This window comes from Bradyrhizobium sp. HKCCYLRH2047 (genome assembly GCF_051168175.1).
Lineage (GTDB): Bacteria > Pseudomonadota > Alphaproteobacteria > Rhizobiales > Xanthobacteraceae > Bradyrhizobium.
The window spans coordinates 1-11472 of the sequence record NZ_JBNPUM010000005.1; the positions used below are offsets into that span (position 1 = coordinate 1).

At 66.4% G+C, this 11472-nt stretch carries 12 protein-coding genes; 1 reads left to right on the top strand and 11 read right to left on the bottom strand.

What is annotated here, in order from left to right:
- Positions 1 to 145: 145 nt before the first annotated feature.
- The 7 genes from ACQR1D_RS13215 to ACQR1D_RS13245 form a co-directional block, all read right to left on the bottom strand.
- A complete protein-coding gene (locus ACQR1D_RS13215) occupies positions 146 to 787 on the bottom strand; it encodes an antibiotic biosynthesis monooxygenase family protein (RefSeq protein ID WP_434839564.1) in 642 nt (213 codons plus the stop codon).
- A 176-nt stretch (positions 788 to 963) separates the two neighbouring features.
- Positions 964 to 1761, bottom strand: a complete 798-nt coding sequence (locus ACQR1D_RS13220; protein ID WP_434839563.1) for an MBL fold metallo-hydrolase — start codon at positions 1759 to 1761, stop codon at positions 964 to 966.
- The gene (locus ACQR1D_RS13225) at positions 1758 to 2549 is read right to left on the bottom strand and encodes a TatD family hydrolase (RefSeq protein ID WP_434839562.1); all 792 of its coding nucleotides are present in this window, start codon (positions 2547 to 2549) and stop codon (positions 1758 to 1760) included. The genes ACQR1D_RS13220 and ACQR1D_RS13225 overlap by 4 nt, the downstream gene beginning before the upstream one ends.
- Positions 2549 to 4672 (bottom strand): methionine--tRNA ligase, encoded by a 2124-nt coding sequence (metG, locus tag ACQR1D_RS13230; protein WP_434839561.1) that lies wholly within the window; start codon positions 4670 to 4672, stop codon positions 2549 to 2551. The genes ACQR1D_RS13225 and metG overlap by 1 nt, the downstream gene beginning before the upstream one ends.
- A 69-nt stretch (positions 4673 to 4741) precedes the next feature.
- Positions 4742 to 5782 carry a DNA polymerase III subunit delta' gene (locus ACQR1D_RS13235; RefSeq protein ID WP_434839560.1) on the bottom strand — a complete coding sequence of 347 codons (1041 nt, stop codon included), beginning with the start codon at positions 5780 to 5782 and terminating at the stop codon, positions 4742 to 4744.
- On the bottom strand, positions 5779 to 6459 hold the full coding sequence (tmk, locus tag ACQR1D_RS13240; protein WP_434839559.1) for a dTMP kinase: 681 nt from the start codon (positions 6457 to 6459) through the stop codon (positions 5779 to 5781). Before tmk ends, ACQR1D_RS13235 begins: the two co-directional genes overlap by 4 nt.
- A gap of 4 nt (positions 6460 to 6463) precedes the next feature.
- Entirely contained in the window at positions 6464 to 7723 is a 1260-nt protein-coding gene (locus ACQR1D_RS13245; RefSeq protein ID WP_434839558.1) for a D-alanyl-D-alanine carboxypeptidase family protein, read from the bottom strand.
- Between the two features lie 162 nt (positions 7724 to 7885).
- Between ACQR1D_RS13245 and ACQR1D_RS13250 the strand changes: the two genes are divergently transcribed.
- The gene (locus tag ACQR1D_RS13250; RefSeq protein WP_434839557.1) at positions 7886 to 8839 is read left to right on the top strand and encodes an alpha/beta fold hydrolase; all 954 of its coding nucleotides are present in this window, start codon (positions 7886 to 7888) and stop codon (positions 8837 to 8839) included.
- Here the strand turns inward: ACQR1D_RS13250 and ACQR1D_RS13255 are convergent.
- The 4 genes from ACQR1D_RS13255 to ACQR1D_RS13270 form a co-directional block, all read right to left on the bottom strand.
- Entirely contained in the window at positions 8836 to 9351 is a 516-nt protein-coding gene (locus tag ACQR1D_RS13255; RefSeq protein ID WP_434839556.1) for a GNAT family N-acetyltransferase, read from the bottom strand. The genes ACQR1D_RS13250 and ACQR1D_RS13255 overlap by 4 nt on opposite strands.
- 16 nt (positions 9352 to 9367) lie before the next feature.
- On the bottom strand, positions 9368 to 9916 hold the full coding sequence (locus ACQR1D_RS13260) for a phage tail protein (protein WP_316215806.1): 549 nt from the start codon (positions 9914 to 9916) through the stop codon (positions 9368 to 9370).
- A 49-nt stretch (positions 9917 to 9965) separates the two neighbouring features.
- A complete protein-coding gene (locus ACQR1D_RS13265; RefSeq protein ID WP_316178755.1) occupies positions 9966 to 10493 on the bottom strand; it encodes a phage tail protein in 528 nt (175 codons plus the stop codon).
- A gap of 91 nt (positions 10494 to 10584) precedes the next feature.
- Positions 10585 to 11127 carry a phage tail protein gene (locus ACQR1D_RS13270; protein WP_434893893.1) on the bottom strand — a complete coding sequence of 181 codons (543 nt, stop codon included), beginning with the start codon at positions 11125 to 11127 and terminating at the stop codon, positions 10585 to 10587.
- Between the last annotated feature and the right edge of the window lie 345 nt (positions 11128 to 11472).

Sequence of the window (11472 nt, forward strand, 5' to 3'; positions counted from 1 at the left end):
AGGGCTGGCTTGAGTTCCAGGCCATGAAGCGCGGCGCAAACCTCCTGACGCGAGCGGATGTGTGAATCCGGTAGCCCACAAGGGGCGAGGGCGCATTCATGAGCACCGCGATGACGATGGTCTTTCCTCGCTCGGGCGTCGAAGGTCAGTTGGCCGCCGCGTCGCCCCTGCTCTTCTCCGGATAATATTGTGGCGCTTCGCGGCGATCGTACATGCCGTAGTCTCTGCTGACTTCGACGACGCGGATGTTGTCGGCGCCGGGTTCGGCGAGCAGGCGCACACTCAGCGCCACGCCGGTCGCCTCGTCCGGCAAGTCGATCAGATACGCGAAGCGGCCCTCGCGATAGACGCTGGAGAAGGTCGCGACCGGCAGATCCGTCGCGATGCTCAGCTGCGGCGCAGCCGTCTCCACCGCCAGCACATAGGTCGGCGCACGCCGTTTCGGATCGTTGTACGTCCCCCGCCGCTCCGGCTGCCAAGCCGCCTGCCCCGGCCTGACCTCGTGCACCAGCTCGGCGACGCGCAGGCGATAGTCGGAGAACAACTTGTCGCGGCCGAGCGTCTGGATGTCGTGGTGATGGGCGTGCACGCGCCAGGCGGTCATGGCGCCCTCGTCCTGCCAGATCTGGTAGGACAGGATCAGGTTGTCGCGCGACAGGCTCCTGAAGCGGTCGAGGAACAGGCAGCCGCCAAGGGCGTCGAGCTTGGGCCGCAGCGCGGCAGCGAGCTGCAGATACTGGTCGAGATGGCCGGGCTTGACCTCGACCTCGAAGAACAGCGACAGCATGGTAGCGTCTCCATGTATTCGGCCGCAGGCTGCTACAGCTTCGTGGCCCTTGCGGTCGCCCGCCCCTGCCCGTCATTGCGAGCGAAGCGAAGCAATCCAGAGTCATTGCTATAACTCTGGATTGCTTCGTCGCCTTCGGCTCCACGCAATGACGGCCTTAGCCGGCCAACGAACAATCAGCCGACCTCCAGCCGCATGCCATCATACGCCGGCACCACACCGGCCGGCAGGCTCTGGCGCAGCACCTCGTAGTCGAGATCGGCGGTCATGTTGGTGATGACGGCGCGTCGGGGCTTGAAGCGCTCGATCCAGGCCAGCGCGTCGTTGACCGAGAAATGGCTCGGGTGTGACGCCGGGCGCAGGCCGTCGACAATCCAGAGGTCGAGATCCTCCAGTGCGCCCCAGCTCTCCTCCGGGATGTCGTTGAGGTCAGGCGTGTAGGCGGCATTGCCGATGCGGTAGCCGAGCGCGGGGATGTTGCCGTGCTGGACGAGGAACGCGGTCAGCCTCAGCTCGCCGCCCTTGCCTTCCACCGCCTGGGTCTCGCCGGCCTCGATCGCGTGCTGGGTCAGGATCGGCGGATAGTCGCTTCCCGGTGGCGAGATGAAGCAATAGGAGAACCGGTGCATGATGTCCTTGGCGGTCGACTGGTTCAAATAGACCGGAATCCGCCGCCGCTGATGCATGACCACCGAGCGCAGGTCGTCGATGCCGTGGGTCTGGTCGGCGTGCTCATGCGTCAGGAACACCGCGTCGATGTGGTCGACATTGGTATCGATCAGTTGTTCGCGTAGATCCGGCGAGGTGTCGATCACGACGCGCGTCACGCCGTGCGTGGCGCGGCGCTCCACCAGCAGCGAGCAGCGCCGGCGACGGTTTTTCGGGTTGTTGGGATCGCAGGCGCCCCACCCCAGCGCCGGGCGCGGCACGCCGGCCGAGGAGCCGCAGCCGAGAATGGTCAGCGTCAGCGTCATGCAGTCTCCCTTGGCCGCGGCACCTTCGAGAACAGCTTGAAGAAGGTCTCGGTGGTCTGCTGCGAGAATTCCTCGAGCGAGACGCCGCGGGTCTCCGCCAGAACCTTCGCGGTCTCGACGACATAGGCCGGCTCGTTGCGCTTGCCGCGGAACTTGCCGGGCGCGAGATATGGCGCGTCGGTCTCGACCATGATGCGGTCGGCCGGCACCTCGGCAGCGAGCGCGCGCAAGGCCTCGGACTTCTTGAAGGTCACGATGCCCGTGAACGAGATGTGCAGTCCGAGATCGATCGCCTTCATCGCCAGCTCGCGTCCGCCGGTGTAGCAATGCAGCACGGCGTTGAAAGGTCCGCGCGCCATCTCCTCCTCGAGGATGCGGCTGCACTGCTCGTCGGCCTCGCGGGTGTGGATCACCAGCGGCAGGCCAGTGTCACGGGCGGCGGCGATATGCACGCGGAACCCGCGCTCCTGGGCGTCCTTCGAGCCGTGATCGTGGAAATTGTCGAGCCCGGCCTCGCCGAGCGCGACCACCTTCGGATGGCGGGTCAGGGCGATCAGCTCCTCGGCCGGAATACCATCCTCCTCGTCGGCATTGTGCGGATGGGTGCCGACCGAGCAGTAGACGTTGTCGAAGCGCTCGGCGATGGCGAGCAGCTCGGGCAAGCGCCGCACTCGCGTCGAGATCGTCACCATGCGACCGACGCCGGCGGCCGCGGCGCGCGTGACGATGCCGTCCAGATCCTCGGCGAAATCCGGAAAGTCGAGATGGCAATGGCTGTCGACCAGCATCACGCGGCCGTCGGCTCGATGTAGCGCGGGAACACCGCCTGTGGCGCTGGCAGCTGCGTGCCCGCAGCAATCCGGAGCTCTCCGCCAAGCCGCGCGAACGTTCGCTCGTCCTCGGGAATGCCGAGGCTGTCGAGCAGCTTTGCCGACGCGGCCGGCATCACCGGCTGGGTCAGGATCGCGACCTGACGGATCACCTCGGCGGTGACGTAGAGCACGGTGTGCTGGCGCGCCGGATCGGTCTTGGCCAGCGCCCAGGGCGCCTCGCCCGCGAAATAGCGGTTGGCCTCGGCCACGACCGACCACACGGCGTTGAGCCATTGGTGGATCTGCTGCGTCGCCATGGCTTTGCGAGCCGCGCCGATCATCGCGTCGGCCTCGGCCAGAATCGCCTTGTCATTGGCCGAGAACTCGCCAGGCTCCGGCAGCACGCCGCCGAGCTGTTTCGAGATCATCGACAGCGAGCGCTGTGCGAGATTGCCGAGGTCGTTGGCGAGATCGGCGTTGATGCGCGCGACGATCGCCTCGTGATTGTAGTTACCGTCCTGGCCGAATGGCACCTCGCGCAGGAAGAAGTAGCGGAGCTGGTCGACGCCATACTGGTCGGCGAGATTGAACGGATCGACGACGTTGCCGACCGACTTCGACATCTTCTCGCCCCTGTTGAACAGGAAGCCGTGGGCATAGACCCGCTTCGGCACAGGGACGCCGGCCGACAGCAGGAACGCCGGCCAGTACACCGCATGGAAGCGGATGATGTCCTTGCCGATGACGTGGACGTCGGCCGGCCAATACTTCCAGTTCGGATCCCTCTCGTCGGGAAAGCCGACGCCGGTGATGTAGTTGGTGAGCGCGTCGACCCAGACATACATCACGTGCTCGTCGTCGTGGGGCACGCGGACGCCCCAGTCGAACGTGGTGCGCGAGATCGAGAGGTCCTTCAGACCGCCCTTGACGAAGCTGATGATCTCGTTGCGCCGCGCATCCGGCCCGATGAAATCCGGCTGGCTCTCATAGAGCGCGAGCAGCCTGTCCTGATAGGCCGACAGGCGGAAGAAATAGCTCTTCTCCTCGACCCACTCCACCGGCGTGCCCTGCGGTCCGCGGCGGACATTGTCCTCGCCGACGACGGTCTCGTCCTCGGCGTAATAGGCCTCGTCGCGCACCGAGTACCACCCCGCATAGGTGTCGGCGTAGATGTCGCCGTTCTCGCGCATGCGAGTCCAGATCGCCTGTACCGAGTTGTGATGCGCGGGCTCGGTGGTGCGGATGAAGCGGTCGAACGAGACGTTCAGCCGCTCGTCCATCTCGCGGAAGCGGCCGGCATTGCGGGTCGCGAGCTCCGACGGCGTCAGGCCCTCGTTCTGCGCGGTCTGCACCATCTTCAGGCCGTGCTCGTCGGTGCCGGTGAGGAAGAAGACGTCCTTGCCGTCGAGCCGCGCAAAGCGTGCGATGGCGTCGGTCGCGATCGCCTCATAGGCGTGGCCGATATGTGGGTTGCCGTTGGGATAGGCGATCGCCGTCGTGACGTAGAAGGTGTTGTCGTCGGCCGGCGCGGCCGCGACCGGCGCAGTGGCATCCGCGGCCTCGCTCACCTCGATCTCGACAATCTCAACCTCAGCAACTTCGATCTCCGCGATCTCGATCTCCGGACCCGCGACGGTCTCGACCTTAGGCTTGCGCGGTGCCTTCGGCTTTGCGGCGCGGGGCGGCTTCGGACGCTCGGCGACCACGGGCGCAACCGGCTTCGGCGCAGGCGCTGGCTTCGCTGCTGCGGGCCTCTTCGACGCCGCGGGCTTGTTGGCGGCGGCCCCTCTGGTCGCGGTCTTCTTGGCCGGTGCGGCAGGCTTGGCCGCGGCCTTCTTGGCCGGCGCCCTCACGGCCTTCTTGGCAGCCCCTTTGCTGGCACCGGCCTTCTTGGCAGCCTTCGGTGCCTTGCTCTTGGCCGGCGCAGATGATGTCTTGGCCTTCGTGGCCTTGGCCTTCTTGTCCTTGTCCGCCGCGGCCTTCGCCTTTGCTTTGGTCGCGCCGGCCTTGGCCTTCACGGGCGACTTGGCAGCCTTCTTCGCGGCGCCCTTGGTCGCCGGCTTGCCCTTCTTCACGGTTGTCTTGCTGGCCTTCGCCACGGCAAATTCCTCTTTGACGACGTCGGTCGACGGATTGATCCTGATGATCCCGGGATGATGGTCGCGCGGTTACCGCGTGGCTTCGGCAAGCATCCCGAACACCGAGAAAACCAGCGGTTTTCTTTCCAGATTATAGGATTCGGTGTCGCGCGCGGCGCGGACGATCTTTTCCCATACCTCCGCCAGCCGTGCAAGGCGCGGCAGTTCCGCGTTGGCATCGCCGGCGCGCAGCCGCTCCGCCACCCAGCGCTCGATGCTGTCGAGGAAGCTCGCCAGCGCGACGCGGTCGCTGGTGCCGAGCGCATCACCCAGGGCGTGCAGCTCGCCGGCGTCGATTCGTGGCAGGCTCGCGAGCAGCGCCGCGGTCCGGGTCTGCAGCTGCAGCCCGTCGCCGCCCAGCAGCATCAGGGTGCGCGCGACGCTGCCCTCGGACGCCCTGGCCGCCTCGCGCAGCGCCGGATCGGCTCCGTTCATGCCGGTGGCCTCGGCCGCGGCGCTGATGACGTCGTCGGTCGCCAAGGCCCGCAGCGCCAGCCGGCGGCAGCGCGATTTGATGGTGGCCAGCACCCGCGCCGGCGCGTGGCTGACCAGCAGGAACAGCGACTGCTGCGGCGGCTCCTCGAGGATCTTCAGCAGCGCGTTGGCGGCGTTGGGATTGAGCTCGTCGACGGTGTCGACGACGCACACCCGCCAGCCCTCGACCGCCGCCGTCGAGCCGAAGAACGAGATCGTCTCGCGGGTTTCGTCCACGGTGATGACGGTGCGCAGCACGCCCTTGTCGTTGGCCGAGCGCTCCAAGGTGAGCAGCCCGCCATGGGCCTCGGAGGCGATCAGCCGGGCCACGTGATCATCCGGGTCCACGTACAGCGAGCCGGCGGTACGTACCGCGTCCGACGCAGGATCACGGTGGGTCAGCACGAAGCGCGCCATGCGGTAGGCCAAGGTGGCCTTGCCGATGCCTTGCGGGCCGCCGATCAGCCAGGCATGCGCCATCCGGCCGCTGCGATAGGCTGACAGCAGCGCGGCCTCGGCCTCGCGATGGCCGAACAAGGCGCTGGTCTCGCGGGGATGGCGGACCGCGATCTCCGGCTCGACCTTGCGTGCGCTCATGAGGCGGCCGCCACTTCCGCGAACAGCCGCTCGCGCACGGCGTCCCAAACGAGTTGCGAGACCGTGTCCGCGCTCGCGGTGGCGTCGACCAGCACGCAGCGCCTTGGATCCTCGGCCGCGATCTTGTGAAAGGCGTCGCGTAACCCCTTGTGGAACTTGATGTCCTCGCCTTCGAAGCGGTCCGGCGCGCCGCTGCCGCGCCGCGCCGAGGCGCGCTGCAGGCCGACCTCCACGGGCACGTCGAGGATCAGCGTCAGGTCCGGCTTCAGGTCGCCGATCGTCACCCGCTGCATCGCATTGAGCACGTCAGGCGCGACCTTCCCCTGGCTGCCCTGATAGGCCCGGGTCGAATCGAAGAAGCGGTCGCATAGCACCCAGCTGCCCTGGTTCAGCGCCGGCAGAATCACGTTGCGCACATGGTCGTCCCGCGCGGCTGCGAACAGCAGGGTCTCGGCCTCCGGGCCCAGCAGCTTGCCCATGCCCGACAGCACGAGGTGGCGCATGATCTCGGCGCCCGGCGATCCCCCGGGCTCGCGGGTCAGCACCAGGCGCAAACCCTCTTTCTGCAGATGGTCCGCCAGCATCTTGATCTGCGTCGATTTTCCGGCGCCCTCGCCGCCCTCGAAGGTGACGAATCGGCCGCGGCCAGGACCACGTTTCAAAGCTGCATCCGCCATGTCACTAGAGCTTCTCGGCGCCGGCGCGGAACATCCCGATCACGAGCTCGCTGACCCCATCGATCGCACGCCGCATCGTGGATCCCGTGCCCACCGCCTCCGCAGCATAGACAGGGGCCTCCATGGCGATATTGGGGCCGCGCCAGACCCTGACAACCCCGACCTTCTGCCCGGCTTCGATGGGAGCCCTGACCGGGCCACTGTAGATGATGCGGGCGATCAGCTTGTCGCCGCCGTTCTTCTGCACCATGACCTTGACCGGCACCGGGCTCGACAGCTTGACCGAGCGGCTCTCGCCGCCGAACACCTTGGCGTAGCCGATCGGCTGCTCCGCCGCGAACAGGGTACGGGTCTCGAAATTGCGGAAGCCCCATTCCAGCATCTTCTTGGCCTCGGTGGCGCGGTCCTCGGAATCCTCCAGGCCATTGACGACCACGATCAGCCGGGTGCCGTTCTGCACGGCAGAGCCGACCATGCCGTAGCCGCCTTCCTTGGTGTAGCCGGTCTTGAGCCCGTCGGCGCCTTCCATCGCGTTCAGCAGCGGGTTGCGGTTCTGCTGCCGGATCTTGTTCCAGGTGAATTCCTTCTCGCCGAAGATCTTATAGAACTCCGGGAAATCCAGGATGATGTGCCGGGCGAGCATGGCGAGCTCGCGCACCGTCATCTTGTTGCCGGGATCCGGCAGCCCGTTGGAATTGGCGAAGGTCGATCTGGTGAGGCCGAGCTCGCGCGCCCGCTTGGTCATGTAGTCGGCGGCGAAGATCTTCTCGTTGCCGGCCATGCCCTCGGCGAGCGCAATGCAGGCGTCGTTGCCGCTCTGGATGATCGCGCCGTGCAGGAGGTCGCTCACCGACACCTTGCTGTTGAGCGCGGCGAACATCGTCGAGGTGCCGGAGGGCGCCCCGCCCCGGCGCCAGGCGTTCTCGCTGATGCGGTATTCGTCGTTGAGCTTGATCGTGCCGTCCTTGACCGCGTTGAAGACCACCTCGGCGGTCATCAGCTTCATCATGCTGGAAGGCGCCCGCAGCTCGTCCGCATTCTTCTCGAACAGCACGCTGCCGCTGTTGGCCTCCACCAGGATCGCGGTCGGCGCATCGCCGTCGAAGCCGCCATCCTCCTTGCGCGCGCCCTGGACGCTCTGGTTGGCGGCGTAGAGCACGCCGCTCCAGCCGACGGCGAACGCCGCGGCCAAGGCGATGAGTGCGCGCGTCGCCCGTCCGGACGTGAAACCGGAGCGACGCGGCGGTAAGGTCATGACATTCATCGGCTAAGCTCTGGAGCGCACTGGGATTCTAGCAGTTGCGGGGGGTGCAAACAACTCGGCAATCCGCGGATCCGTCCGCTGTCCCGGGATTTGCACGGCTCATCGCGCGGTGCGATACGTCCAGGGCCGGCAATCACAAGTCGAGCAACCAAGGGGGAAACGGTGTCATCGACGCGGACCATCAAGGCCAACGGAATCGAGCTGTTCGTGCGCGAACAGGGCGAAGGCCCGCTTGTCGTGCTGTGCCACGGCTGGCCCGAACTGTCCTATTCGTGGCGGCACCAGATCGTGGCGCTGGCCGAGGCCGGCTATCGGGTGGTCGCGCCCGACATGCGCGGGTTCGGCCGCTCGCAGGCGCCAGCAGACATTGCCGCCTACTCGATCTTCGATACCGTCGGCGACATGGTGGCGCTGGTCCAGGCGCTCGGCGAGGACACCGCCGTCATCATCGGCCACGACTGGGGCGCGCCGGTCGCCTGGCATGCGGCGCTGTTCCGGCCGGACATGTTCACGGCCGTCGCCGGCTTGAGCGTCCCGCCGCCGTTTCGCGGCCGCAGCCGCCCCCTTGAGACGTTCCACGCCGGCGGCATCGAGAATTTCTACTGGCAGTATTTTCAGACGCCCGGCGTCGCCGAAGCCGAGCTCGATCGCGACGTCGCGCTGACGATGCGCACGATGCTGGCGCGTGGCTTCTCCGACCCGCAGTCGCTGTTCGTCGCGCCGGACAAGGGCTTCCTCGGTGCGGCGAACCCCGCCCTGCCTCTGCCGGCGTGGCTAAGCGAAGCAGACCTCGCCGAGTTCATCGCAGCCTATCGCACCTCCGGCTTTCGCGGTGGCCTGAACTGGTATCGCAACATCGACCGCAACTGGGAGCTGACCGCGCCATGGCAGGACGCCCAGATCCGCCAGCCGTCGCTGTTCATCGCGGGCAGCGCGGACGCGGTGGTGACGGGGCTGATCGGCGCCAAGCGCGTTCAGGACATGGCGCGCGTGCTGCCGGATCTCCGGCGCAAGCTGATCATCGACGGCGCCGGCCACTGGATCCAGCAGGAATGCGCCGCCGAGGTGAACGCGGCGCTGATCGCGTTCCTGCGCGAGGTGGCTCCGGCTCGCTAGCGCGCGAGCGCCAGCTCCATCATGCGATGCGACGCTGTCGCGTTGTCCGCCACGTCGCGGAAGCCTAGTCGGACGTAGAACCTTATCGCGTCGTCATTCGTGGTTGCGACCGCGAGCGAAAGCACCGCGGCGCCCTGCTCCCGTGCGGCGGTGGCGACCGCCTGCATGATCTCGCGCCCGACACCCGCGTTGCGCGCGCCAGGCAGCAGCGCGAGATCCACCACGTGCCATTGTGACGCCGCGCGGTCGAGCAGCAGCCGCCCGACCGGCGCGGCGTCGCGGAGAATGATCAGCGACTGCGCCGCCGGACACTGCGCCGCATGGCTTGCGAGCTGGGCGCGATACTGCTGCGCCAGCACGAGATCGAGCATCGCCGGCGGCAGACCGGCCGCGGCGAGCTGCGCACCTTTGACGAAACCAAAGAGGTCACGCAGGAACGGCTCGTCGGCGGTCTCGGCCGGCCGCAGCCGCAAGCGAACGTCCGGTGAGACGACGTCGATCCCGAGCGTCACTCCGAGCCTGCTCGGCTCAGGAGTTGTTGAATGACGGGAAGATGCCCGCATAGCAGATGCACCAGATCAGCGCCTGGGTCGGCTGCATGTTGTCGTGCGGAATGCTCTGCCCGTTCGGTGTGACCGCATTGACCGCCAGCGTCGTATTGCCCGGCGGCGCAAGGAACCCGTTGAAGCTGGGATCGATCGCCACGATGCCCACGCCCGTCCCCGGCCCTGGCGTGGCATTCGCGGCCGCCTTGCTGCCGAGCTGCAGCGTGTGGGCATGCGCGGGCATCTCGGCCGTGGTCAGAAAGGCGGTGCTGGTCCCCATCGCCTCACCGATGACGCGCGGCTGCAGACCGGGGCCGTCGCCCTGCCCGTTGGTGATCGCGCCGCTCAGATTCGGCAGGGCGAAATTGGTGGTGCCGTTGCCGCCGTAATAGGTGCCGATCAGCGCGAACAACGGCGTATACCGCTGGATCGGAAGCAACTGGCCGAAGCACGGCAGCCACGCGCTGTTGAAGCCGTCGGCTGCAAAGGTGAACGGAAAGGCCTGGATTTCGCCGACGAAGGGGTCTGACACGACGTCTCTCCTGAGGAATGCGCAATAGAGCCGATCGAACGCGAAGGCGTCAGCCCGGCGACGGGAAGATGCCGTTGATGCAGATGCAGTAATTGCCGACGACGGTCGGCATGATGTTGTTGTGAGCGACGCCCTGCCCCGACGGCCCGACGCAGGCCGCCATCACTTCGTAGGTCCCGGCGTCAGCACTGGGCGCGTAGAGATTGCCCGCTGTCGCGGTTCCCAGGAGGGTACTGGTCCCCGGCTGTGCCGTGTCGGCGACGGTGGTCGACGCCAACAAAGCGTGGCTGTGCGTGGGCATCTCGGTCGTGATCAAGGTGTGCTCGTCCTCACCGTCCAGTTGCCCCAGCAGATAGGATGCGCCGCCGGGCGGCGTGCCCTGCCCGATCGGAACGCGGCCGCGCAGGTCCGGCAGATTGAAGGTCTGGACCCCGTCGCCACCAAACGTCGTCCCGATGACCGCATAGAGCGCATCATAGTTGGCGATGGACAATGCGCTTCCGTCGCAGGCCAGCCAGCCATCCGGTATGCGCGGAAAGCCGAACAGCCTGATCTCGCCGAGAAACGGGTCTGACATCCCGACATCCTTTCAAGTGCGGTGGGCGCCGCGAAGCGGGCGCGATGCGGCGGATTGCGACGATGGTGAGAAATGTGAGCGCCGAGCCGTCTCAGTTGCGCGAAGGGTAAACCCCATTCAGGGCGATCAGATAATTGATCACCAGATAGGGCTGCATGTTGTTGTGGGGCTGCCCGCCGCCGATATCGACGATGTTGGTGCTGAGCGACAGCGGCACCGCGTTCGTCCCAGCGGTGGTGAAGATCAGCTTGGGATTGTCTGGCGGGAGCTTGTTGGTCGCGAACACGTTGTTGGTCGCCGACGCTCCACGCCCAGTACCATCGTTGCTGGACGCCTGGATCTGGTGATTGTGGGTCGGCATCTGCGCCGTCGTGAGCGTGACCGTGGTCTCGCCGCTGACCGTGCCAGCGGGAAACTGGCCGCTGCCGCCGGTCGAGCCGAGGATAGCCCGTCCGCGGAGATCCGGAAGTGCGAATGTCGTGACACCATTGCCGCCGTAATAGGTGCCGAGCAGGGAGAACAATGCCTGGTTCGTCTGGATCGCCAACAGCGCACCGTTGCAGAACGCCCACCCCCTCGGTGGCTGGTTTCCAGCAAATGGCATGATTTGCCCGAGCACAGGCGTAACCGGCATGCGTTCCTCCAAATGATTTTGTGCAATTCAACGAGAAAAGAAAGCGCGTCACGACGAACGTGGACAACCGACGCGTCCAGTATTCGTCGTGTGCAATTCGAAAGTGTCACGCATCCAACGGGAACAGTCAAGCATGAACCCGCAGGGGATGTGGGGGCGTTTCGCGAGACCTGCGCCGAATCAGCACGCGGAAAGGTCGCAGTGTTGCGGGCGCGCAACTGGCTTCGAGAAAGGCGGCGCGCGTGCAGCGGTTCCGTGCATCACTGGCTTGCGGCACAGGGCAAACAAAGCTTAATCAACGGTAAGTTTTCGGTAATCTTTATTGCAGTCGCAAAATATTTGGGA